The organism is Bradyrhizobium sp. AUGA SZCCT0177 (assembly GCF_018130125.1).
Classification (GTDB): domain Bacteria; phylum Pseudomonadota; class Alphaproteobacteria; order Rhizobiales; family Xanthobacteraceae; genus Bradyrhizobium.
Map to the genome: position 1 here is coordinate 63882 of NZ_JAFCMA010000005.1, position 24214 is coordinate 88095.

The window sequence follows — 24214 nt, forward strand, 5'->3', positions numbered from 1 at the left end:
GATCACTCGGCCGCGCGCACCGAGGTTTTTTCCTCGCGCATCAGGCGAGCATTGCGCTGGAACACTGAATAGGTCGCGAGCGTAAATAGAATGACCAGGAGCTGGATCGACAGCGCTTCCACGCTCGGATTGAGCCCGATCGCGGTGAAAAACGCGCTGCCCTTGACCTCGGTGACCGTGATGATCGCCTGCTCCTGGAATTCCTGCACGGCTTCGCCGATGAACTTGATCGCCATCGCGAACAGGAAGGCGGACGTGATGACGAACAGCGGCCGCAGCGGAAGCTTTTGCGCGATCATGTTGATGAAATAGAACAGCACGGCAAGCCCGACCGTCGCCGCCGCAAGGCCTCCGAACAGCCCGGCACTCCATCCGCCTTCGGTCTTCGCCAGCGCATTGATGAACAGCACGGTTTCGGCGCCCTCGCGGAACACCGCCAGGAAGGCCAGCGCGCCGACCGCCCACACCGTGTCCTGCGCCAGCGCGCTGTCGGCCTTGTGCGCCAGATAATCCTGCCAGCCGCGCGGATCCTGCTTCACCATCAGCCAGCCGCTGACATAGAGCATCAACGCGGCGGCGAACAGGATGATGACGCCTTCGAGGACGTCGCTGTGGTCGCCGGAATTGAGTACCGCAAACAGCCAGGCGGCGATGAAGCTGGCGCCAACCGCGGCCAGCGCACCACCATACAGCGCGCCGACACGGTGCGCGGAGCCGACCTTTTTCAGATAGCCGGCAAGCGCCGCGATCACCAGCATGGCTTCAAGCCCCTCGCGGAGCAGGATGACGGCGGCCTGGATGAATGCTGAAGACATAATGGAAACCCTGATTTCCGGCTCGTTTTATCGTCCGGATGATTCAAGTAAAGCGCAACGTCCGACACAAGCGCGTCAAGCGCTCACGACAGCTTAGAATAGCTTTAGAATTCTCCCATCTCAGCCGGGCTGCCCCACCGGCTGAACCAATCTCTCCGGGCCGGGCTCGGTGCGGCGCGCGACCAGCCGCTCGGTCTGAAAAATCGCCAGCGTCAGGACGACCATCGCAACCGCCTGATGGGCCAGGGCCAGATCAATCGGCACCTGGTGCAGCAGCGTGAGGATACCGAGGACCGCCTGCACGACGATCGCGGCGACCAGCCACCAGGCGCCGCAGACCACGGCCGTCCCGGCGCGCGAGGCGACCGCATCGATCGCGTGCAGCACCGCCAGCGCCAGCAGCGCATAGGCGGTCATGCGATGCTCGAACTGCACCGTGAGCGTGTTGTCGAACAGATTGCGCCACCATGGATCTTCGAAGAACAGCCTTGCTGCGGATGGAATGAAGGCGCCGTCGATCTGCGGCCAGGTGTTGTACACCCTGCCCGCACGCAGGCCCGCGACCAGCGCGCCGAAATAGATCTGCACGAAGGTCAGCGCCAGCAACGCCACGCCGGTGACCTTCAGTCGCGACGACGCCGCGGCTTGCTGCCGATCCGTCAGCCGCAGCAATGTCCAGACGATCGCCGCAAAAATCACCAGCGCCAGCATCAGATGCGCCGCCAGCCGATATTGCGAGACTTCGACCCGCTGCGTGAGGCCCGAGGCCACCATCCACCAGCCGACCGCGCCCTGCAGCGCGCCGAGGCCAAAGATCACCCACAACCGCCGCTTCAGCTCGGTGCCGAGCATGCCGCGCCACAGGAAGAACAGGAACGGCAGCAGATAGACCGCGCCGATCACGCGCCCGAGCAGCCGGTGGCTCCATTCCCACCAGAAGATGGTCTTGAACTCGGCCAGGGTCATGCCGGCGTTGAGTTCGCGGTATTGCGGAATGGTCTTGTAGCCCTCGAACGCCTGTGCCCATTGCGCATCCGTCAACGGCGGCAAGGTTCCGGTGACGGGTTTCCACTCGACGATCGATAATCCGGACTCAGTCAGCCGCGTGGCGCCGCCGACCAGCACCATGATCGCGATCAGGGCCGCGACCGCAAACAGCCACCATCTGACAGCGCGGTTTGGAGGCCCCTCGTTGGCGGAAATACCGGTCATTGAACCCGTTCGATGCCCATGCTTGATTGAATTACCGCGCCCCTTATAGTCCGCCCCTTCCCGCGCGCAACAGGCTCAAAGCTCAGTAAAGGCTTCACATATCCGCCATGACAATCCGTACCCGCAAATTCGTCGGAACCATCTTTTTGCTGGTGCTCGTCGTGGTCTGGTCTCTGCTCGGCATGACCATCGCGCAGACGCCTTGGCTGGCCAATTCCGGGCTGTTGCAATCGATTTTCTACGTCGTGGCGGGCCTTGGATGGGTGCTGCCGGCGATGCCGATCATCAGCTGGATGTCGCGGCCCGACGCCTGAATTTTGCACTCACCCCCAATTGGTTCGTTTCGCCTTTACCTGCGGAAGAAACGCCCCCGACAGCATCACCCGCATCATGCGCAGCGAACGCTGCCGTCCGTCCCAGGCGACGCGCGGCAACGCGTGCAGATTGGTATATCCCTTCGAAGCGACCACGCCCGGTAACACGGTTGCCGCACTGGCGAGACCCATCTCCTGCGCCATCGCCACGTGCGCCCGGCGAAAGGCGTCGCGATCGCCGAACGGATAGGCGAAATGCTTGATGGTGCAGTGGAAGGCCGCTTCCGCCACCGCCTTGCCCATCGCCATCTCGCGCTGGGCGTCGGCGTCTTTCAGGTTCGACAGAACCGGGTAATTCACCGTGGCACTGCCGATCGTCACGTTGGGATCGGCCGCGAGCTTGGTCAGGTCGCCCCAGTCCATCGACGCGCCGCGCGACAGGCCCGCAAGGTCGACCGAATAGCGCTTGCAGAGATCGTTGATGGCGAATGAAAGATCCGGCGGCGACAGCGTCCGCATCCAGCTCGCAAGAAATTCGAACGCCTGATATTTATCGGAAGCGCTTCGCGTCGCGAAATGCCGCTCTTTGCGATCGATCACGAGGCTGATGCGGTTTTCCCGCGCGATCATTTCTTCCAGCGCCAGCCACCATGCCTCGCCGAGCCCGTCCGGAAACGCCGTCGGGAGGTAGATGGTGAAGGGAACAGCGTGCTTCGCCAGCACCGGATAGGCCGCCGTCATCACGTCCTTGTAGCCGCCGTCAAATGTCAGCGCGACAAACCGATTGGCCGTCGGCAGCGTGACCGCGCGCCGGCATACCTCGTCCATCGAGACGATGTCATATTTCCAGCGCTTCACAGCCCGGATCATCCGGTCGAGAAACTGCGGGGTGATCTCGCTCGCCTTGAGCGGCTGGAACCGGCGCGGCGGCCGCGCCCGCACCCGTTCGAACCGCAGCACGACACCGGCGCCGCCGCTTCCGCGCTGCTTCAGCCGCGCGTAGCCGCTGAAATAAGCGAGCTCCATTTGGGCCCGCTTCAAAAACCCGACGTCCTGACCCAACGTCACGCCCCCAAATACGGTCGCGCGGTGCCCCGCCGCGCCTGCATTGTTATTACTCTTTGTTGACATTTCCCTGCGAAGGTCGCGCCAAAGCCGAAAATTGTAAACAATTTCCTACAGGGTTCTGCGATGACCATGGCTGCCGCGATTGAAAACGGAACGGCGGATACGCAAACCTGGTCGAAACCGGGGCGCATCGCCGGCATCGACATCATCCGCGATCTCACAGGCGCCGAAGCGATCTGGCGCGGCTTGGAAAACGCGCAGCCGCAATCCTCCACGCCCTTTCAGCGCTTCGACTTCGTCAGCGCCTGGCAGCGCAATGTCGGCGCGCGCGAAGGCCTCACCCCCTTCATCGTGATCGCCTACGACGCGGAGCGCCGGCCGCTGATGCTGCTGCCGCTCGCGGTCAGGCATGTCTATGGCGCGCGCTGCGCCAGCTTCATGGGCGGCAAGCACTCGACCTTCAACATGGCGCTGTGGGACATGGATTTTGCCGCGACCGCAACGCGGGCCGATATCGAGGGCCTGATCGCGGCCATCTCGCAACGTTCCGAGGCCGACGTGCTGGCGCTGCATCAACAGCCGCTGCGCTGGCGCGATCTGCCAAACCCGATCGCACTGCTGCCGCATCAACCCTCCGCCAACGACTGCCCGGTGCTGAAGATGGAGCCCGGTGCGGCGCCGACGGCGCTGGTCAGCAAGTCGTTCCGGCAGCGGTTGAAGGGCAAGGAGCGCAAGCTGCAGGCCCTGCCCGGCTTTCGCTATCACGTCGCCACCACCGACGCCGACATCACGCGATTGCTCGACTGGTTCTTCCGCATCAAGCCGCTGCGGATGGCCGAGCAGAAACTGCCTGACGTATTCGCCGAGCCCGGCATCGAGGATTTCATCCGCAGCGCCTGCGCAGCACACGTGGAAGGCGGCAACCGCGTCATCGACATCCACGCGCTTGAATGCGACGAGGAAGTGATCGCGATCTTCACCGGCGTCGCCGACGGTCATCGTTTTTCGATGATGTTCAACACCTACACGATGTCGGCCAATTCGAAATACAGCCCCGGCCTGATCCTGATGCGCGACATCATCGATCACTTCGCTGCCAAAGATTATCGCGCCTTCGATCTCGGCATCGGATCGGACGATTACAAGCGGCTGTTCTGCAAGGACGACGAACCGATCTTCGACAGTTTTATCGCGCTGAGCCAGCGCGGCAAGCTCGCCGCGGGCGTGATGTCGGGGCTGAACCGTACCAAGCGCATGGTGAAGCATAATCCGGCCCTGCTCGAGATGGCGCAGAAGCTGCGGAATGCGTTCAGCTGACTTGGCGCAAACAAACCAGTCGCGCAAATGATGCCATCTCCCCTTCGTCGTCCCGGCGAACGCCGATGCGCAATTGCGCATCGGGGGACCCATACCACATGATCTCTCAATAGAAGCTCGGTAGCAGAGACCTTTCGCAAAACGTCTCCCTGGGGTTATGGGTCCCGGCCTTCGCCGGGACGACAAGGATACAGTTTCGCATTCTCGCGACGCACTGCGCCCGAGCTTTGCCAGAAACTCCTTGCCCCCGAAATGAGAGGGCGCAGGGAAGACCGGGTGCGCGCTGCACCCGCGGTCCCGTGTGCGGTTAGCACTAAGTAGGCTGCACACGAGCATACAGGGCAGCGGAGAACACCCGGCCTTCCCTGCGCAATGGCTTTACGGCTTATGCCGTGCTCTCCCCGGAGACGAGTTCTTGGTTGACTCCGTCACCACCGGTTCAGCTTGCGCTTAGCCGACGGCTTGACGCCAGCAACGGGCGCCAGGACCACACGGTTTTGCCGTACGCTTATCCACGCCGTCGTCTCAGCGTAAACAAGCGTCCACCGCAACCCGTCCAACGTCCGTGACGACGGCCGACGCCCTTCTGAGTAGGACGGGATGGGCGAATATATGCCCCTGATTTGTGTTCTGGTAAACAGAAATATTTTTTATTTCGGGGCTTGACATGACTTCCGTAAATCAGAACTGATTTGCCCGTCGGGTTGTTTTGTCGCACGCTGGCCGCAAGATTACGCTTGCGCACGAGGCGACGCAGCCCGCTCGTAGGATGGGTAGAGCGCAGCGAAACCCGTCCTGTCGTCATTGCGAGCGCAGCGACGCAATCCATATCGCGGCATAACGGATAGATGGATTGCTTCGTCGCAAGTGCTCCTCGCAATGACGGTGGTTGACCGCACCCTTACGCCGCCACCACGCGCGGGCTGCGTTCGACAGCGTCCGAGGGCTGGCACGGCTTGCGCAGCATGGTGACGTCGGAGAAGCCGACGGCCCGGAGCTGATCGCACATGATGCTGCGGGCGTCCGAATCCATCGAGGCGTCGGGGACCACGACCGCGCGGGCATGCGCGGTCAGTAGTTCCGCCGGCAGGTCGGAGGCCGAGCCGGCATCGAGCAACACATGGTCGTAGACCCGCAGCAGCGCGTCGATCGCCAGCGTCAGCCGCGGCGACTGCAGCTGCGAGCGATCGAAGCCCGGACGTCCGGCGCTGACGAGATGGACGCGCGACAGCCGGTCCTTGGTGATGATCTGCGCAAAGGTTGCTTCGCCCTGCATCAGTTCGGCGAGCCCGGGCGCCGCCGGATCGACCGAGACCGCCGTCATCGTCGGCGAAGCCGCGGTCAGATCGACCACCACGATCTTGGCCTGCCGCGCCATCAGGCGCGCCAGCGTCAAGGCGGTCAGCGTGATGCCTTCGCTCGACGCGGTGCCGAGGACCGTTACCTTGCGCGCCGCCCCGCCCGCCTGGGCGAGCCGATCGGCCAGTTGCTCGACTTCTTCGATCCCTGCCGCGAGTTCGGCGCGGGGTTCGCTGAAGGCAGGCTTTGAGTCGTCCGTCACGGGATGTTCAGGTTCCGGCCCGAAATCATCATGAGGCTCGAAATACGGTGCAGTCGGAGGCGCGGAGACGCGAACCGATTCCGCGGTCGGAGCCACGGCGCTGGGAGGAGCTGCGGCGGCCGCGCGCGGCGCGGTCATGCGCAGCAGCTCGCCGGTCGCGATCGCGCCTGAGGTCAGCAGCAACGTTGCCAGCGTCGCGATCAGCACGATCGGGAGCTTCTTCGGATAGGCCGGCGTATTGGAAACGGTGGCGCGCGAGATGATGCGGCCGTCGGCCGGCGCGGCGTCGATGTTTTCGCGGGCGGCGGCTTCGCGGTATTTCGCCAGATAGGATTCCAGGAGATCGCGCTGCGCCTTGGCTTCGCGCTCCAGCGCGCGCAGCTGCACGTCCTGGCCGTTGGAGGCGGAGGCCTGCTTCTTGACCTGATCCAGTTCGTTTCTCAGGCTATCGACCCGGCCACTGGCGAGGCGCGCGTCATTCTCGAGCGAACGCGAGATCTTGCTCGCCTCCTCGCGCAACTGGCGATCGAGATCGCCGAGCTGCGCCCTCAATTCCTTGATGCGGGGGTGACCGTCGAGCAGCGTCGACGACTGTTCGGCGAGCTGCGCGCGCAGCGTCACGCGCTGTTCGGACAGCCGGCGGATCAATTCGGAATTGAGCACTTCGGAAGCCTCGATCGGCTTGCCGCTCTGAAGCATGTCCTTGATCATGCGCGCCTTGGACTCGGCGTCCGATTTCAGGGCGCGGGCGTTGTTGAGCTGGGTGTTGATCTCGCCCATCTGCTGGTTGGACAGCGAGGTGTTGTTGGTGCCGATGAACAGGCTCGACTTGGAGCGGAAATCTTCCGCGCGCTGCTCGGCTTCCGCGACCTTCTTGCGCAGATCCTCGATACCGCCCGACAGCCAGCCGCTGGCGGACTTCGCCTGATCCTGGCGCGCGCCCTGCTGCAACGCCAGATACCCTTCCGCGATCGAATTGGCGACGCGCGCGGCCAGCTCCGGATCGCGCGACTGGAATTCGATGACAATGACGCGCGACTTGTCCACCGCATACGCCGTAAAGCGCTCGAAATAGGCATCCAGCACGCGCTCTTCCGGCGTCAGCGACAGCGGATCGCGTCCGATTCCGAACAGCGCCAGCAGCGACTTCAGCGGCGAAAAGCCCTGCAGCACCGGATCGAATTCCGGGCGCTCGGCCAATTTGTTCTTCTTGATGATCTCGCGCGCCAGATCGCGCGACAACAGCAGCTGCACCTGGCTCGTCACCGCCTCGGCGTCGACCGTGTTGCGCTCTTCATTGCGCTCGCCGTTCGGCCGCAGGAACACGTTCTCGCGGCCATCGACCAGGATGCGGGCTTCGGATTTGTAGCGCGGGGTGACCATGTTGACGGCGGCGATCGACAGCACCAGCGCCAGCACCGTCGGGACGACGATCCAGGCGCGCTTGCTGATCAGGGCCTGACCGAGCGCGTGCAGGTCGAGATCGCCGGATTCGGACGCAACCTGCTTCGCGACGACGGGCTTGGCAACGGCAGGCATAGCGAAGGCGGGCTCTGTGGAGACGGGCCTGGCGACAGCCGGTGCGGGCTTTGGAAGCGCCCGCTCCAACACGGCCTTGACCCTGCCCGTACGCCAAAACGCAAAACGCATCGCACACTCCCGCGGACGCTACTTAAAATCGTGACGCGTTTTCGCTCGAAAACGCCACGACTCTACCTGAAGCCCGGCGATTACACTCCATTAAGGTTGCCGCTGGGTTAATCCGCGCGAATTGCGAGCTGCAATGACCGCCCCGCAGGGCTGCGGTCATGTTTTGTTAACCATGAACGCCCTTAATCGGGCGGATACTTTTTCAGGATTCTCCCCCATGCGAGGCGCACTCGCCACGATCCCATGTCTGGTTGCTGCGCTGGCGCTTGCGGGCTGCATGGGCCGGACCACGCCGGTTGCCGTGGCGCCCTATGCTGGCCCTGCCCCTGTTGCGGTGGCCTATGCCGAACCGGCGCCGCCGCGCTTTGACGCGGCCTATCATCTGGATACTGGCGACAAGCTCCGCGTCGTGGTCTACGGCCAGGAAGGCCTCACCAACACCTATGCGATCGATGCCAGCGGCTCGATCACGATGCCGCTGATCGGTTCGGTCCCGGCGCGCGGCAGCACGCCCGCGGGGCTGGCCGCCGACATCGGCGCCAGGCTGCGCCGCGGTTTCATCCGCGAGCCCTCGGTCGCCGTCGAAGTCGAGGCCTATCGGCCGTTCTTCATCCTCGGCGAAGTGGCGGCGCCCGGACAATACCCTTATGTACCGAACATGACCGTTGAAAGCGCCGTTGCCATCGCTGGCGGCTTCTCGCCGCGCGCGCTGCGCGACCGGGTGACGGTCACGCACACCGACGGATCCGGAACGGCGCGCTATGTGGTGCCGCCGGGAACGTCCATCAGCCCGGGCGATACGGTGCTCGTTGGCGAACGCTGGTTCTGATTATGCCTATCATCGACGGTCAGCCCCTTCGTATCCTGCACGCGACGCGCGCCCCGGTGGGCGGCATTTTTCGCCATATCCTCGATCTCGCCAACGGCCAGGCCGATAAAGGCCATCACGTCGGCATCATCGCCGACAGCCTCACCGGCGGCGAGCGCGCCGAGCAGGCGCTGGCGGAAATCGCCCCCCGCCTCAAGCTCGGCGTTCATCGCGTCGCCATCCACCGCGAACCGCGCCCCAGCGACACCTTGGCATGGGTGCGCTTCCTGCGCCTGGTCCGGAACCTGAAACCGGACGTGCTGCACGGCCATGGCGCCAAGGCCGGTGTGTTCATACGTTCCAAGATCGCCGCCAGGGATACGATCCGGGTCTATACGCCGCATGGCGGGTCGCTGCATTACCCGCTGTCGACGCTCAAGGGCAACTTCTATGCCCGCCTCGAGCGCGCGCTGATGGACTCGACGGACCTGTTCCTGTTCGAAAGCGCGTTTGCGCGCAACACCTATCAGCGCACCATCGGCACCCCGAAGGGGCTGGTGCGCTGCGTGTTCAACGGCGTCACCGCCAATGAATTCGATCCGGTCGTCAAGGCCGAGGACGCCACGGACGTGATCTATGTCGGCGAGTTCCGGCACATCAAGGGCGCCGACCTCCTGATCGACGCGGTGGCCCGGCTGCGCGCCGACGGCCGGCCGGTGACGCTGACGCTCGCCGGCGACGGCGAGGAAAGCGCGAGTTTGAAGGCCCAGGTGCAGCGGCTCGGCCTCGGCGAGGCCATCCGCTTCATCGGCCACGTCAAGGCGCGCTACGGCTTTTCCAAGGGCTCGCTGCTGGTGGTTCCCTCGCGCGGCGATTCCATGCCCTATGTCGTGATCGAGGCCGCGGCGGCGGGAATTCCGATGGTGGCCGCCAATGTCGGCGGCATTCCGGAGATTTTCGGCTCTCATACCGAGGCGTTGTTCGCCCCCAACATCGCCGCGGCGATGGCGGACGCGATCGAGGTTGCACTGGAGAATCCGGCGGCGACGCTGGAGCGGGCCAAATCCCTGCGCGAGCGGATTTTCCAGCACTTCTCGCAGAAGGCGATGGTCGAGGGTGTATTGACCGGCTACCGCGACGCGTTTGCCAATCGTTAACCGTTCTTTACCAACGTAACTGTTTCTTCCGATTTGTCCCTTAAGCCGGATGGCAGGGAATTCCGCATCGGCAGGCGCGTCCCTATGTGCCGGCCTAAGAACGGAATCAACGATCGGACTTGGACAGTGGAACCGCTTAACGCTCGCTCGATGTTAGACGCCGCGGCAGCAACGGCCGCGGCGACCGCTACCGGTGAACGCCCGCCGATCGAACGGCGCCGCCGGCTGTCGCCGGCAGCCCTTGCCGTCACCAACCAGAAAGTCAGCCGCGCCTATTCGCCGATCGTGATCGCGGGCGCGGTGCGCCTGGTCGATTTCGTCATGCTCAGCCTGATCGGCCTTGCGCTCTATTTCGCCTATGTCGTGCGCCTCAAGGGTTTCCATTGGGAATATGTCGCGGCGATTGTCGGCATGACGGCGACCGCCGTGATCTGCTTCCAGGCCGCCGACATCTACGAAGTCCAGGTGTTCCGCGGCCAGCTGCGGCAGATGACCAGGATGATTTCGTCCTGGGCCTTCGTGTTCCTGCTGTTCATCGGCGCCTCCTTCCTCGTCAAGCTCGGCAGCGAGATTTCGCGGATCTGGCTCGCATCGTTCTTCGTCGTCGGCCTTGCGGCCCTGCTGATCGAACGCGCCTTCCTGCGCGCGCTGGTGCGCAGCTGGGCGCGGCAGGGCCGGCTCGACCGCCGCACCATCGTGGTGGGCTCGGACCAGAACGGCGAGCAGCTGGTCGAGGCGCTCAAGACCCAGCATGATTCCGATATTGACGTGCTCGGCGTGTTCGACGACCGCAACGATGCCCGCGCGCTGGAAACCTGCGCCGGCAGCCCGAAGCTCGGCAAGGTCGACGACATCGTCGAATTCGCCCGCCGCACCCGCGTCGACCTCGTGCTGTTCGCGCTGCCGATCTCGGCCGAGACGCGCATCCTGGAAATGCTGAAGAAGCTGTGGGTGCTGCCGGTCGACATCCGCCTGTCGGCGCACACCAACAAGCTGCGCTTCCGTCCCCGCTCCTATTCCTATCTCGGCGAGGTGCCGACGCTCGACGTGTTCGAGGCGCCGATCACCGACTGGGATCTGGTGATGAAGTGGCTGTTCGACCACGTCGTCGGCTTCCTGATCCTGATGCTGGCGCTGCCCGTCATGGGGCTGGTCGCTCTCGCCATCAAGCTCGACAGTCCCGGGCCGGTGATCTTCCGCCAGAAGCGGTTCGGCTTCAACAATGAGCGCATCGACGTCTTCAAGTTCCGCTCGATGTACCACCATCTCGCCGATCCCACCGCCTCCAAGGTCGTGACCAAGAACGATGCCCGCGTCACCCGCGTCGGGCGCTTCATCCGCAAGACCAGCCTCGATGAACTGCCGCAGCTGTTCAACGTCGTGTTCAAGAGCAACCTGTCGCTGGTCGGCCCGCGCCCGCACGCCGTGCAGGGCAAATTGCAGAGCCGGCTGTTCGACGAGGCCGTCGACGGCTATTTCGCGCGCCACCGCGTCAAGCCCGGGATCACCGGCTGGGCGCAGATCAACGGCTGGCGCGGCGAAGTCGACACCGACGAGAAGATCCAGAAGCGCGTCGAGTTCGACCTCTATTACATCGAGAACTGGTCGGTGCTGTTCGACCTCTTCATTCTGCTCAGGACGCCATTGGCGCTGATGACGAAGAACGAGAACGCTTATTAGAGTTTCTGAGACGTTTGAAGCGTCATTGCGAGGAGCGCAAGCGACGAAGCAATCCACACTTCCTTCGTTGCCCGATGGATTGCTTCGCTTCGCTCTCATGCACAAACGCTCCGCGTTTGTTGCAGACAATGACGACATAAGCGGTTGTGGGCGTATTGTAGCGTTTAGCGTGTGCGTGAGTATCGAATGGCGTATGCGGCGACAGCCGGGGGTCCTCTTCCATCGTTGACAGCCGCGCCGGGCGTGCTCGCGGTGCAGCGCGCGATGGTATGGCTGGTCGGCGCGTCCGGGGCCATCGTCTTCATCGAGCCCAGCCCCTATGAGATCGCAACGCTGCTGGCGTCGCTGGTCTTCTTTGCCACCGGCGGCTTGCGGATGCGGCTGGTGTTCATTCCGCTGCTGCTGGCGCTGTTCCTGCTCAACACCGGCTACACGATCAGCGCCATTGCCGTGATCGACCGGCCCAATGTCAGCATGTGGATCGCGACCTCCTGGTACATGGCCATCACCGTGATGCTGTTCGCGATGGTGATGGCCGAAGACACCGCAGGACGGCTCGACATGCTCAGGCGCGGGCTCGTCGTCGGCGCAATGATCGCGGCGAGCCTGGGTGTCGCCGGGTATTTCAACCTCGTCCCGGGCGGACGCGATCTCCTGACGCTGTACGATCGCGCCCGCGGCACCTTCAAGGACCCCAACGTGCTCGGCGCGTTCCTGATCCTGCCGGCGCTGTTTTGCCTGCAAAGCGTGGTCTCGGACAAACTCGGAAAGTCGCTGCGCAACACCGTCGCCTTCGGCATCATGTCGCTGGCGATCCTGCTGGCGTTTTCGCGCGCGGCCTGGGGCGGGCTGATCCTGACCTCGATGTTCATGCTGGCGCTGATGGTGCTGACCAGCCGGTCGCAGGCGCAGCGTTCACGCATCATCATGATCGCGATTGTCGCTGCGATCCTCGCGGCGGCGCTGGTGGCGGTGCTGCTGTCGTTCGACTCGATCGCGCAGATGTTCAAGCAGCGCGCCAGTTTCGATCAAAGCTATGACTCCGGCCGCTTCGGCCGGTTCGGGCGCTACATCCTCGGCGCCAACATGGCGCTCGATCTGCCGTTCGGAATAGGTCCGCTGCAGTTCACCCGCTACTTTCCCGAGGACACCCACAATTCCTATTTGAACGCATTCATGTCGGGCGGCTGGCTCTCCGGCGTCTGCTACCCGGCGCTGGTGTTCGTCACGGCGCTGAACGGCTTTCGATACATCTTCGTCCGCGCGCCCTGGCAGCGCGCCTATCTCGCGATCTTCGCCGCCTATCTCGGCACCGTCGGCGAGAGTTTTATCATCGACACCGACCATTGGCGGCATTTCTGGATGATGCTGGGGCTGATGTGGGGCATGTTCGTCGCCGCCGAGCATTACAAGGCCCGCGCCGGCCAGACCTTCAACGGCGCGGCCGTCCCAGCTTCTTAGGCGCTTTCTCCGTCGGCGAGTCGATCAATCCCTTCAGCGCCTCGGTCGCCTCCAACACCGACTTGTAGCTCTCGCTCGCGAAGCGCAGCAGCAATTGCAGTTCCGCTTCCGAATAGGAGCTCCATAGTTTGTGCATCGCCTGCTGCATTGGCACATAGAACCGCCCGATCTGCGCGACGTTGTCAGGCACGGTCGCGATAAAGACCTTGCGCCGGTCGGCCGCGTCGCGCTCGCGACGCACGAAGCCGGCCTTCTCGAGCCGGTCCACCACGCCGGTGATGGCGCCGGTGGTCAGCCCCGTGACCTCGGCAAGACGGCCGGCGGTGACGCGGCCCTCGAGATTGAGAAAATCCAGGCATTCGAGGTCGGAACCGGAAATTCCGGCCACATTGGCAACGGTTTGCCCAAAGATCACGCCCTGCGCCGACGACCGCCGCATCGCCTCTTCCAGTTCCTGCAACAGCGCGGCCCGCGCCTTCGGCCTTGACACGGTCGATTTCATATCTTAGTCCATTATTATCTTAGCTACTAAGATAATTAGCAGCTGATATTTCCTACCACCCCACGGATGCATGGAGCAAGGCATGGCCCAACGACCCAAAGCCCTGATCATCGGCGGTGGCATCGCAGGTCCGGTGACCGGAATCTTCCTGAAGCAGGCCGGCATCGATGCCGAGGTGTTCGAAGCCTGGCCCTACTCGGCCGGGATCGGCGGCGGCCTGCAGATCGCGCCGAACGGCATGCACGTGCTGGCCGAGATCGGCTTGGCCCCCGAGATGATCCGGCGCGGTTCGGTCGCCGAATCGTTCGATTTCTATTCGCAGAAAGGCGCCCGCCTCGGCTCGCTCAACCGCAACATGAAGGCGCGGTTCGGCCAGCCGGCGGTGAACATGTGCCGCGCCACGCTCAATGAATTGCTGGTCAACAAGGCCTGGTGCTCGAACGTCGAGCTGCGGTTCGAGAAGCGGCTGGTGGGAATCGAGGATCGCGCCGACCAGCCGGTCGTGGCGCATTTTTCCGACGGCAGCTTTGCCGAGGGCGATTTTGTCATCGGCGCCGACGGCGTGCATTCGGCCGTCCGCGGCCACGTCATCCCGGACGGACCAAAGCCGTTCGACACCGGGCTGATCGGTTTCGGCGGTTTTGTGCCACGCGCGGTGATCGAGAATTCGCCGATCGGCCAGCGCGTGGTGACGACGTTCGGCCAGAGTGGGTTCTTCGGCTATGGCTTCTGCAGCTCCGATCCCAACGACGGCCTGATGTGGTGGAGCACGCAGCCCGCGCATGGCGCCAGTGCCGCGACGTTCCGCGCCATGAGCCAGGACCAGTTGCGGCAGCATTTGCGGAAATTCCACGCCGGCTGGCACGATCCGATTCTGCAAATCATCGATGCCGCCGAGAACATCGTGGTCACGGACACGCTCGATGTCGCGACCCTGCCGACCTGGTCGCGCCAGCGGACGCTGCTCATTGGCGACGCCGCGCACGCCACCAGTCCGCATGCCGGCCAGGGCGCCTCGCTGGCGCTGGAAGACGCGCTGCGGCTTGGCCGGTTGATGCAGACCCGCCAGGAGCTCGCGTTGACATTCCAGAATTTCGAGGCCGAGCGCCGCCCGCGCGCCGAAAAGATCGTGGCGCTGGCGCGCCGCAACGGCAACAGCAAGCGCGAGTTCAGTCCGACCGGCGCCTGGATCCGTGACCGCATGCTGAAACTGCTGCTGCCGGTCACGTCCAGGGGCATGGACTGGATGTACAGATACGATCCCCGCGCGGCGTAGCCGTCGCGTCGCGCGGCGTAGCGGTCGCAGCGCAGTGAAGATTTGTAGGGTGGGCAAAGGCGCGCAAGCGCCGTGCCCACCACTCCTTGCGCACTCTGAATTGGTGGGCACGCTTCGCTTTGCCCACCCTACGAGCTGCGGCTACGTCTCCACCGTGAACGTCAGGCCGGCGTGGTCTACCAGCCGCTTGATCAGTCTGTGCTGCATCGCCGCCCCCGGCGTCCAGATGCCGGCGGGCACATCAGGCGCATCGCGCAGCAGGCAGATCGCGCATTCGGAGATCATCTTCGCCGTCGAGCCATAGCCGGGATCGCGGTCACCCTTCACGGCAGCCCGCACCTGCTTGCCGTCGGGCGCGAGTGCGACGAACAGCAGATCGAAGAAACCACTCTCCCGCACCTCTTTCGAGGGACCGTCGCCGGGCTTCAGGCCGCTTGCGCCGCCCATCCTCTCGGCGTTGACGGCGGCGACGAGCTGCCTGGCGTTGGCTTCGCCCTGCTCTCCCGGACCGGTCAGGACCATCTCGTCGTAAACGAAGTCCTTGCCGTACGGAAAGTTCATCAGCAAATTGGAACGGTGCACGTTGCGGGTGTTGATGGTCGCCATCACGAAAGGCGCCGTCCACGAGCCCAGATCATCGTCGAACAGCGGCTTGTTCCCGCGCGGCTGCTTCGGGCCTTCAAATCCCGGCGCCAGCAAAAATGGATCCTTCAACAGGGCGACCAGACTGAGGTCTTGCGCGGCAGCCGCGAACGTCGCCCAGGTGCTCGCGGCGGTACCACCGGACAATGTGCCACTCATGTCGCGAATCCGGCCCTTGACGCGGTTGGCCGGGGCGCCAAAACTCTTGTTCGCCTCCTGCTGGACGGAGAACACGCCGAGTTCGAACGGCAGCGAATCGAAGCCGCAGGAAAATACGATGCGTGCGCCGGTCGACTTTGCGGCCGCCTCGTGCGTGTCGATCATCTGCCGCATCCAGAGCGGCTCGCCGCAAAGGTCGAAATAATCGGTGCCATCCGCGACGCAGGCTGCGACCAGTTCGGAGCCATAGCGCTGATACGGACCGACGGTCGAGATCACCGATCTGGTTCGGCCGACCATCGCCTTCAGCGAGGCGGGATCGCCGGCATCGGCAACGATCAGCGGGGTATCAGCCGGCGCGCCGATCGCGTCGCGCACGGCAGCGAGCTTGTCCAGGCTGCGCCCGGCCATCGCCCATTTCAGATTACCGTCGCCCTTGTACTGCGCGGCGAGATATTCAGCGATGAGCTGGCCGGTGAAGCCGGAGGCTCCATAGACGACGATGTCGAATTCCGACGAAGGCATTGCCTGACTTCCGGGAAGATGATGCTCGAAAACTGGGCTACTTCTCCACGGTGAACGTCAGGCCAGCGTTGTCGACCAGCCGCTTGATCAGCTTGTGCTGCATCGCCGCGCCCGGCGTCCAGATGCCGGCGGCCACATCAGGCGTGTCGCGCAGCAGGCAGATCGCGCATTCCGAAATCATCTTGGAGGTCGAGCCGTAGCCTGGATCGCGGTCACCCTTCACCGCCGCACGGACCTGGCGGCCATCGGGAGCGATCGCCACATAAAGCAGGTCATAGAGGCCGTTCTCGCGCTCTTCCTTCGATGGCCCCTCGCCCGGCTTGGGCGCACCGGGGCCGGTCTTTTCGGTGTTTGCGGCCATCACGAGCTTGGCGTTGGCCTCGCCCTTCTCGCCAGCCCCCGTCAGCACCATTTCGTCGTAGACGAACTCCTGCCCGTACGGAAAGCCCATCAGCATGTTCGAGCGATGGACGTTGCGGGTGTTGATCAGCGCCATCATGAAGGGCGCGATCCAGGACTGCAGGTCTTCCTCATAGGACGGCTTGCTGCCCGGCGGCTGTTTCGGCCCCTTGAATCCCGGCGTCAGCGCGAACGGATCCTTGAGGATCGCAACGAGGCTGAGATCCTTGGCAACGGCGTCGAAGGTCGCCTTGGCGCTGGCGGCGGTGCCGCCGGACAAGGTACCGCGCATATCGCGCACGCGACCCTTGACGCGCAAAGCCGGCGCACCGAACACCCGCTTGGCTTCCTCCTGCACGAAGAAGGCACCGAGTTCGAACGGCACCGAGTCGAACCCGCAGGAAAACACAATGCGCGCGCCGCTCGCCTTCGCCGCGGCTTCATGCTTGTCGATCATCTGGCGCATCCAGAGCGGCTCGCCGCAGAGATCGAAATAGTCGGTACCCGACTCCACACAGGCCGCAAGCAGCTCATTGCCGTAAAACTGATACGGGCCGACCGTCGAGATCACCGATTTCGTCTGACCCACCATCGCCTTCAGCGACGCGGCATCTGACGCGTCGGCCACGATCAGCGGCGTATCCGACGGCGCGCCGATCGCATCGCGCACCGTGGCGAGCTTGTCCTTGCTGCGCCCGGCCATCGCCCATTTCAGGCTGCTGTCGCCCTTGTAATGCGCGGCGAGATATTCAGCGACGAGCTGGCCGGTGAAGCCGGTAGCGCCGTAGACTACGATGTCGAATTTCGACGAAGACATGTTTTAGTTCCCTAATACTCGTCATTGCGAGAAGCGAAGCGACGAAGCAATCCATACTTACTTGGTGGCTATCTTACTTGGTGGCTATGGATTGCTTCGCTGCGCTCGCAATGACGGTTTCCCCTTCATTTCGCAAGGCTATTTCTTAGCATACGAAACGCCCATGCCGGCGCGGACGTCGGCCTGGATGCCATAGGGCGCGATCGGATAGCGCAGGCCGTTTTTCGCCAGTTGCTTCATGCCGACAATGGCCTTGGCGAGATGCGCCGGCTGCAGCGCCATCAGCATCTCTTCGTCGGGCACGCCGCCATAGCGCCGTTCGGCAAAGCATGGCAGCGACAGGCTCGGCTCGCCGGTCTTGAGCGCCCGCCCCCAGGAATCCGCGCAGGCGGTCTCGCCGACCACGCCCCATTCGAACTTCTTGTAGCCGGTATATTGCAGCCCGTTGATCAGGATGATCATCTGGCCCGGCGTCGCATAGACCAGGCAGATGTCCGGCGGATTGAGCCGTCCGCTGGTGAGCGGGCTCACCGCCATCGCCTGGTATTTGCCATATGGCACGACATCGAGCGCTTCCTGGCGCAGCCGCGCGTCTTCCTCCGTGCCATGCCAGACACCGACGTAATTCTTTCCTTCGAGAAATTTCTCGTCGGTTGGCGCCAGCCCGATCACGGCGCGGCATTGCGCGCCGACGAGGTCTTCGCCGGTGATGCCGACGGTCCAGCCGAGCCTTGAAGCCATGCTGACAATCTGGTCGGTGGTATGGACCGCGGACGGCCGCCGGATCTTCGGGATCGCCGCCATCTCCTCGACGGTCGCGAACATCTTGATGCCGATCACGGTGGTCCGGAGCCGCAACAGGCTGATCAGGTCGGCAGCCATGCCGTTCAAATCGAACGCTTCCGGCGGCGTTTGCTGTTGCATGGCGTAAACTCCCTGGATCGGCGCGCTGCGCTTGTTGGCATCAATTCTAGCCCGGCCGGTCGCCTGTTGCGACCTCTACTTCGGCGCCGGCCCCGGCAGCAAATCGTCGATCTTGCCGGTGGCCCGGTACGCAACCAGGCCCATCCATTCACGCGCTGCGGTTTCGGTCCGTCCGAGGCCATCAAGAATGGCGTTAGAGAACTTCATCAGGTCGCCGCGGTCGCCGACCCGCCAATCGACCGGATAGGCCTCGACCGCAAATCCAGCCTTTCGGAACAGGCCGACCGATCGCGGCATATGAAAGGCCGAGGTCACCAGCAACCAGCGCTCGCCGTCCTTCGGCGCCACCAGCGCTTTCGAGAACTGGGCATTCTCCAGCGTATTCCGTGATGCCCGCTCCATGATCAGCCGCGATTTTGCGATGCCGAGGCTCTCGAAAACCGCGCCGGCGAAATCGGCCTCGCGCGCGTCGTTCGAAATCAGATTGGCACTGCCGCCGGTGAAGACGATGCGCGCATTCGGATAGCGGTGCGCCAACGCCGCCGCCGCGATGATGCGGTCCGGCGCGCTGCGCACCACCGGCGTGCCATGCGCAGCCGATATGTCAGCCTCGATCGATGCGCCGAGCACGACGATACCGTCCGGCGGCGCGCCCGCTCCGACCTCCCATCGTGGAAAGCGCTGCTCCAGCGGATAGAGCAACAGGTTTCCGAGCGGTGACAATCCGCAGATCACCAGCAGCAGCACCGAGGCCATCACGAGCTTGCGGCCGAGCGATGCAAAGCGCGTCAGCAGCAGGATGGCGCCAATGAAACCGACGCCGATCAGGAAATTCGTCGGCATCAGCATGTAGCCGAGCGTTTTGGAGAGAACAAAGAACAAGGAAGGCCTCTTGGATTTCCGGCTCGTCATACGCGGGCTTGACCCGCGTATCCATCTTCTTCGCAAAAAGCGTCATGCGAAAATGATGGATTGCCGGGGCGCAGACAAGTTTACGTAGTCTGCGCAAGCAGACTACTATGCCCGGCAATGACAAATAGGACGAGACAACACCGACAAGAAGGTCCCCCATGACCCATCATCACCTGCATTCCAGCCCCATGACCTGCCACTGGGGCTTTTTCGAAGCGAAATTGAAGCCGGTCCTGACCATTGCCAGCGGCGATGAGGTCACGGTCGATACCATCACCGGCGGCCCCGACGTGGTGCCGGACCGCAGCAAATTCCACGTGCCGCCGGAGCTTGCCGATGTGCACGCCCAGAACGAGCGGATGGTGCCGGGTCATATCCTGACCGGCCCGATCGCGGTGGAAGGCGCCGCGCCCGGTGATGTGCTCGAGGTCGACATTCTCGACGTCCAGCTCCGGCAGGACTGGGGCTACAATCTGATCAAGCCGCTGTCCGGCACCCTGCCCGACGATTTCCCCGACACGCGGCTTCTGAACATTCCGCTCGACCGCGAGCGGATGGTCGGCCGGATGCCGTGGGGGCTCGACCTTCCGCTCAAACCGTTCTTCGGCGTGATGGGCGTGGCGCCGCCGCCGGCCTGGGGCCGCATCACCTCGCTGATCCCGCGCGCGATGGGCGGCAATCTGGACAACAAGGAGCTAGGGGCTGGCGCCAAACTCTATCTGCCGGTGTTCGTGCCCGGCGCGCTGTTTTCCTGCGGCGACGGCCACGGCGTGCAAGGCGACGGCGAAGTCTGCGTCACCGCGATCGAAACCGCGCTGCAGGGCCGTTTCCGGCTGACGCTGCGCAAGGATCTCCGGCTGGACTATCCGCGCGCGGAAACGCCTGATCATTACATGACCATGGCGATGGACCCCGACCTCGACCAATGCGTGGTGCGCGCGCTGCGCGACATGATCGTGCTGCTCGGCGAGAAGCGCAACCTGTCGCGCGAGGACGCCTACACGCTGTGCAGCCTCGCCGCCGACCTGCGGGTGACGCAGACGGTCAACGGCTCCAAGGGCATCCACTGCATGATCGCAAAGAGCGTCGTGCACGGCTGATGACCGTGACGCGGTGCGCCGTCACAGCGGCGAAAGCAGCTCCAACCTGGAACGAATCCTGACGCTGGTCTTTCCAACCAGCGCCGCCCCCTGCACGTCAGCGCTATCGGTGGCATAGGTGCCGCTGAAGCCAGTGGTGACCTCGCGCCCGCCAAACAGCGGCAGCACGCCAGCCGATTTGGTGTGCTGGGTGGTGGTCAGTTCGCCGCGCCATTTGCCGCGGTCGGCGGTGTAGGAGCCGGTATAATAGAAATGCGAGTCGCCGCCGACGATCCTGCCATCCAGCAGCACGATGACGCCGCTGGCGTGGCCACGCCCGCCCTCCATCATTTCGGTCAGGATCGAGTAGAGACCGTTGGTGATCGTCATCGCAGGATTGTCCCTCGTCCGCAGCAGCATCGACTGTGCATACGGCCTGAGGCAATCGGGAAATGAGCGAGGCGCTGGATCGTTTCGCCGCGGCTGCGTTGGCGCCGTCGACCCCGCTCGCTGGGCGCGCAGCGGTGTTCAAGATCAGCCCCTGCCTGGCAGCGGTCGACTTTTTCGATGCCGTTACAATGAGATAGGCTGCGACCTTGGCGGCAATTGACTTATCCCCACGAAACTTAATAGAGTCTAAATAGATACTTTTCAGTACCGCGTTTAAAAGTTAGCGTTCTTGCATGGCTACAGAAAAAGCCGAAACCGACCGCATTCCCGTGACCTTGGCGCTCTCGACCATCAGCTATCTCGAAAAACTGGTGAGACAGGGTACCCACGGCACTAGCGTTCCCGGCGTTGCGAAGACCCTGATCGAGGAAGGCATCCGGCTCGCCATCAAGGACGGGCTGCTGTCGATCCGCGACAATGGCAGGCCTTGATGGCACGCCAGCGGAAAATTCGCTGACGGGAGACAAGGAACGCGGCGGTTCCTCAAAGAATTTGGGACCGCAAGCATGTTCGCAAACATACCGACCTGGACCACCGAGCGCGTCGAACTCCTCAAGCAACATTTCGAATCCGGCCTCTCCTGCCGCGAGATCGCCGCTCACATCGGCGTCAGCCGCAACGCCGTGATCGGCAAATTGACACGGCTCGGTCTGACCCGCGGCCCGACCAACATCGAACAGCATCTGCAAGGGGCCACCAGGGAACGCAGCCCGAAATCCGTTCCCCGCGCGCAGTACCGGATGCTGCAAGTGGTCTACCAGAACGGGCAACCGGCCCCCGACGCCCCGATCGCCAGCGAGCGGCCCTGCTCACTGCTCGAACTCAGCCATGAGCGCTGCCGCTGGCCGATCAGCACGCCCGGCGCGGACGACTTCTGCTTTTGCGGCAACACGCCGCTCAAGGGTATGCCCTACTGCGCCGGCCACACCCGCCTCGCCTACAAGCCCGGCTCGCGCCAGCGAGTGGCGCGGGCGTGACCTTGTCTGACACACGCTCTGCCTAGAGCGCAGCAAATATCGGGCACGACCATTCCACGGCTGTAGCAGTCACTGCGCGGGCACGAGCGCCTGCGCTCCCTTGTCCTTGATCAAGAGCACCAGGAATTTCGCCGGCTGGGTGCCGCTCGCGTTCCGGTCGACGACATGAATATCATCGGGGCCTTCATAGAAACTTTGTCCTGCTGTCAGTGTCACCGGTTGTCCACCCTTCAGCTGCATCACGACGGAACCCTCCAGCACATAAACAAACGCATGTGCGTTGTGTCGGTGGACAGCACTCGACCCGCCGGGCGCATGCTCGACCGTGATCATCAAAGCTTCCTTGCCGGGATTATCCGGAAGATCCTTGGACATGAGCGGCGTCACCTTGGGCTCCTGAGCAACCGCCGTTCCGGTCATCAAACACAGAAGAACCAGCGCAACGAGTTTGTTTGCCATAATCGCCTCTTTCGTTCATTGCCCAGGAGCTGATGCGAGATCAGGCCTTTGCGCGGCGAAGCCATTCGTCGAGACCGATGCGGCCGAGGCGCGCCTCGCCCAACGGCACGAGCGAGTGCTCGTCAACCCGACCGCCCCAGTATCGGGCCTCGGGATCGCTCACGACTTCGCGCGGGTCGCCAACCGCCTTCAGATAGCGGGCGATGATGTCAATGAGCGGCGCTCGTTCCGGTCCGGCGATCTCCACGATACCGCTTCGCGGCGCCGCGAGTGCCAGATCGGCAACGATGGCAGCAACGTCGTCCGCCGCGATGGGCTGGAACAGGATAGGCGGGAGCCTCACTGTGTTTCCATCCACACTTGAATCGGCGATACCGCGAACGAATTCCAGGAACTGGGTCGCGCGAACGATGGTGTATGGAATGCCGGAGGCTTCGATCAGTTTCTCCTGGGCGACCTTGGCGCGGAAATAGCCATTGTCGGTCCGGTCGATCGCGACGATCGACAGTGCGACATGATGCCGGACGTTCGCCGCGGCCTCGGCGGCGAGCAGGTTGCGGCCGGAGGTCTCGAAGAATTCGAGCACCGCCTTGTCTTCAAATGAGGGCGAATTGGCCAGGTCGATCACCACCTGTGTGCCCGCCATGACCTCCTTGAGTCCCTCACCGGTGATCGCGTTAACGCCGCTTTTGGGCGAGGCGGCGACGACTTCGTGCCCGCCCTGACGCAGAATGGCGACGGTCTTCGAGCCGATCAGGCCGGTGCCACCGATCACGACGATCTTCATGGTTGATGCTCCGTGGTCGTTAGGTGGGCTCAGCTTAGTTCCGCTTCAAACCCGCAGAATACTATCCCAAGGTACAGGTCGGACAACCCGCTGAACCGGCGAGCCCTGGTAGACCCTACGATACCGCCACGCGGCGTTTTCCCGTCAGCGTGGCACACGCTTAGGTCAGCCAACGACTCTTATTGAGTTCAGGCTCTGGTCGCTATTCAGATCAGGCCCTCAGGCCAGCTTCCAGCCGACCTCGTCCCGATAGCTCTGGTAGAAATCGAGCGTATACGCCTCCTCCGGCGTCTTGCGCACGCGCTCGTCGAGCTTGTGGGCGTCGTCGCCGACCAGGATGCGCCAGCGATCAGCCTTGACGCCGTCAAGGATGATTTTCGCGGCGGCCGCCGCCGTGGTCGGCGCATCATCATGAAACGATCGCGCGCGGTCGAGCGCGAGTTGTTGGATGTCCTCATCCGACATGGCAGAGGTGTCGGTGCCCATGCCCTTGAGCCGTTCGCGGGTCACACCGATCTCGACATCGGTCAGGCGCTCGGTCTCGCTCCCGCTCTGGATCTTGCGCGAGTTCGACACGATCGAGGTGCCGATGTGGCCGGGCATCACGACCGAGCACTTGATATGCGGCGCGTTGAGCCGCAGATCCGTCATCAGCGCCTCGGAAAATCCCTTCACCGCGAACTTGGCGGCGGCATAGGCGGTGTGCGACACGCCAGGGCCGACCGACGCCCAGAAGCCGTTGACGCTGGACGTATTGATGATGTGGCCCTCGTCGGCCTTCAGCAGCAGCGGCATGAAAGTGCGGACCCCGAGATACACGCCGCCCCAGCAGATGTTGAAGGTGCGCTCCCATTGTTCGCGCGTGTTGGTGAACAGGCTGCCGCCACCGCCGATGCCGGCATTGTTGAACAGCAGATGTATCTTGTCGGTCGCCTGTTGCTCGATCAGCTCATCGCGAAACCGCTTGAGCTGATCCTCGATCGCGACGTCGGCGATATGGGTGGTGACGCGCAGGCCCTGCGGCAGCTTCTCGGCTTCGCACAGCTGCCTGGTTTCGGCCATCGCCTCGGCGGAGACGTCGCACATCGCGACATTGCAGCCCTCGGCGACGAGCTGGCGCGCCAGCTCGCGGCCCATGCCCGTGCCGCCTCCGGTGATGACGGCGATCTTTCCGGCGAATTCCTTCATGGCTCCCGCTTCCTCTTATTTTCTCGTTTGTTTTTTGGCCTTCACGAGCGATGCACGGGGGCCTCTGCGAAGTGT

At 63.5% G+C, this 24214-nt stretch carries 23 protein-coding genes; 10 read left to right on the top strand and 13 right to left on the bottom strand.

Translation table 11 applies throughout. The annotated features are described in order from the left end of the window. Positions 1-2: 2 nt before the first annotated feature. Entirely contained in the window at positions 3-815 is an 813-nt protein-coding gene (locus JQ597_RS07465; RefSeq protein WP_212263578.1) for an FTR1 family iron permease, read from the bottom strand. A 120-nt stretch (positions 816-935) separates the two neighbouring features. After that, positions 936-2027, bottom strand: coding sequence for a COX15/CtaA family protein (locus tag JQ597_RS07470; RefSeq protein WP_212263579.1), 1092 nt, complete (start codon positions 2025-2027; stop codon positions 936-938). A 107-nt stretch (positions 2028-2134) separates the two neighbouring features. Here JQ597_RS07470 and JQ597_RS07475 point away from each other — a divergent pair, with 107 nt between their 5' ends. Next, positions 2135-2341: a DUF2842 domain-containing protein gene (locus JQ597_RS07475; RefSeq protein WP_192733494.1), complete on the top strand. Its 207-nt coding sequence runs from the start codon at positions 2135-2137 to the stop codon at positions 2339-2341. Positions 2342-2350: 9 nt separating this feature from the next. Here the strand turns inward: JQ597_RS07475 and JQ597_RS07480 are convergent, their stop codons facing one another. Next, complete coding sequence (locus tag JQ597_RS07480) at positions 2351-3403, bottom strand: polysaccharide deacetylase family protein (RefSeq protein WP_502754318.1); 1053 nt, start codon at positions 3401-3403, stop codon at positions 2351-2353. 129 nt (positions 3404-3532) lie between these two features. Between JQ597_RS07480 and JQ597_RS07485 the strand changes: the two genes are divergently transcribed. Then, positions 3533-4726, top strand: coding sequence for a GNAT family N-acetyltransferase (locus JQ597_RS07485; protein ID WP_212263581.1), 1194 nt, complete (start codon positions 3533-3535; stop codon positions 4724-4726). Between the two features lie 901 nt (positions 4727-5627). Here the strand turns inward: JQ597_RS07485 and JQ597_RS07490 are convergent. Beyond that, positions 5628-7937 (bottom strand): GumC family protein, encoded by a 2310-nt coding sequence (locus tag JQ597_RS07490; RefSeq protein WP_212263582.1) that lies wholly within the window; start codon positions 7935-7937, stop codon positions 5628-5630. Between the two features lie 217 nt (positions 7938-8154). On the opposite strand from JQ597_RS07490, the gene JQ597_RS07495 reads away from it, so the two are divergent. From JQ597_RS07495 to JQ597_RS07510, 4 genes are all read left to right on the top strand, one after another. Next, positions 8155-8766 carry a polysaccharide biosynthesis/export family protein gene (locus JQ597_RS07495; RefSeq protein WP_212263583.1) on the top strand — a complete coding sequence of 204 codons (612 nt, stop codon included), beginning with the start codon at positions 8155-8157 and terminating at the stop codon, positions 8764-8766. A gap of 2 nt (positions 8767-8768) precedes the next feature. Continuing rightward, positions 8769-9902, top strand: a complete 1134-nt coding sequence (locus JQ597_RS07500; protein ID WP_212263584.1) for a glycosyltransferase family 4 protein — start codon at positions 8769-8771, stop codon at positions 9900-9902. A gap of 150 nt (positions 9903-10052) precedes the next feature. After that, on the top strand, positions 10053-11582 hold the full coding sequence (locus JQ597_RS07505) for an undecaprenyl-phosphate glucose phosphotransferase (RefSeq protein WP_212263585.1): 1530 nt from the start codon (positions 10053-10055) through the stop codon (positions 11580-11582). A 186-nt stretch (positions 11583-11768) separates the two neighbouring features. After that, a complete protein-coding gene (locus JQ597_RS07510) occupies positions 11769-13043 on the top strand; it encodes an O-antigen ligase family protein (protein ID WP_212263586.1) in 1275 nt (424 codons plus the stop codon). On the opposite strand, the gene JQ597_RS07515 is transcribed toward JQ597_RS07510, so the two are convergent. Next, positions 13015-13545, bottom strand: a complete 531-nt coding sequence (locus tag JQ597_RS07515) for a MarR family winged helix-turn-helix transcriptional regulator (protein WP_249133048.1) — start codon at positions 13543-13545, stop codon at positions 13015-13017. The two genes, JQ597_RS07510 and JQ597_RS07515, sit on opposite strands and share 29 nt — an antisense overlap. Positions 13546-13627: 82 nt before the next feature. On the opposite strand from JQ597_RS07515, the gene JQ597_RS07520 reads away from it, so the two are divergent. Then, entirely contained in the window at positions 13628-14821 is a 1194-nt protein-coding gene (locus JQ597_RS07520) for an FAD-dependent oxidoreductase (RefSeq protein WP_212263587.1), read from the top strand. 141 nt (positions 14822-14962) lie between these two features. Here JQ597_RS07520 and JQ597_RS07525 read toward each other — a convergent pair whose 3' ends face one another. From JQ597_RS07525 to JQ597_RS07540, 4 genes are all read right to left on the bottom strand, one after another. Continuing rightward, positions 14963-16147, bottom strand: coding sequence for a saccharopine dehydrogenase family protein (locus JQ597_RS07525; protein ID WP_212263588.1), 1185 nt, complete (start codon positions 16145-16147; stop codon positions 14963-14965). 37 nt (positions 16148-16184) lie between these two features. Beyond that, positions 16185-17363 (bottom strand): saccharopine dehydrogenase family protein, encoded by a 1179-nt coding sequence (locus JQ597_RS07530; protein WP_212263589.1) that lies wholly within the window; start codon positions 17361-17363, stop codon positions 16185-16187. A 138-nt stretch (positions 17364-17501) separates the two neighbouring features. Further along, positions 17502-18287 carry a DUF169 domain-containing protein gene (locus tag JQ597_RS07535; RefSeq protein WP_212263590.1) on the bottom strand — a complete coding sequence of 262 codons (786 nt, stop codon included), beginning with the start codon at positions 18285-18287 and terminating at the stop codon, positions 17502-17504. A gap of 75 nt (positions 18288-18362) precedes the next feature. Beyond that, a complete protein-coding gene (locus JQ597_RS07540; protein WP_212263591.1) occupies positions 18363-19169 on the bottom strand; it encodes a YdcF family protein in 807 nt (268 codons plus the stop codon). A 188-nt stretch (positions 19170-19357) separates the two neighbouring features. Between JQ597_RS07540 and JQ597_RS07545 the strand changes: the two genes are divergently transcribed. Next, on the top strand, positions 19358-20299 hold the full coding sequence (locus JQ597_RS07545) for an acetamidase/formamidase family protein (RefSeq protein WP_212263592.1): 942 nt from the start codon (positions 19358-19360) through the stop codon (positions 20297-20299). A 21-nt stretch (positions 20300-20320) separates the two neighbouring features. Here the strand turns inward: JQ597_RS07545 and JQ597_RS07550 are convergent, their stop codons facing one another. After that, positions 20321-20668: a GrlR family regulatory protein gene (locus JQ597_RS07550; RefSeq protein WP_249136219.1), complete on the bottom strand. Its 348-nt coding sequence runs from the start codon at positions 20666-20668 to the stop codon at positions 20321-20323. A gap of 293 nt (positions 20669-20961) precedes the next feature. Here JQ597_RS07550 and JQ597_RS07555 point away from each other — a divergent pair, with 293 nt between their 5' ends. Continuing rightward, the gene (locus JQ597_RS07555; RefSeq protein WP_212037720.1) at positions 20962-21159 is read left to right on the top strand and encodes a hypothetical protein; all 198 of its coding nucleotides are present in this window, start codon (positions 20962-20964) and stop codon (positions 21157-21159) included. A gap of 75 nt (positions 21160-21234) precedes the next feature. After that, the gene (locus JQ597_RS07560) at positions 21235-21705 is read left to right on the top strand and encodes a GcrA family cell cycle regulator (RefSeq protein WP_212263594.1); all 471 of its coding nucleotides are present in this window, start codon (positions 21235-21237) and stop codon (positions 21703-21705) included. 69 nt (positions 21706-21774) lie between these two features. Here JQ597_RS07560 and JQ597_RS07565 read toward each other — a convergent pair whose 3' ends face one another. The 3 genes from JQ597_RS07565 to JQ597_RS07575 all read right to left on the bottom strand — a co-directional run bounded on the left by JQ597_RS07565 (position 21775) and on the right by JQ597_RS07575 (position 24139). Continuing rightward, on the bottom strand, positions 21775-22164 hold the full coding sequence (locus JQ597_RS07565; RefSeq protein WP_212263595.1) for a cupin domain-containing protein: 390 nt from the start codon (positions 22162-22164) through the stop codon (positions 21775-21777). Positions 22165-22204: 40 nt separating this feature from the next. Continuing rightward, entirely contained in the window at positions 22205-22951 is a 747-nt protein-coding gene (locus JQ597_RS07570; protein WP_212263596.1) for an SDR family oxidoreductase, read from the bottom strand. A 219-nt stretch (positions 22952-23170) separates the two neighbouring features. Continuing rightward, the gene (locus JQ597_RS07575) at positions 23171-24139 is read right to left on the bottom strand and encodes an SDR family oxidoreductase (RefSeq protein ID WP_192733546.1); all 969 of its coding nucleotides are present in this window, start codon (positions 24137-24139) and stop codon (positions 23171-23173) included. Positions 24140-24214 lie beyond the last annotated feature (75 nt).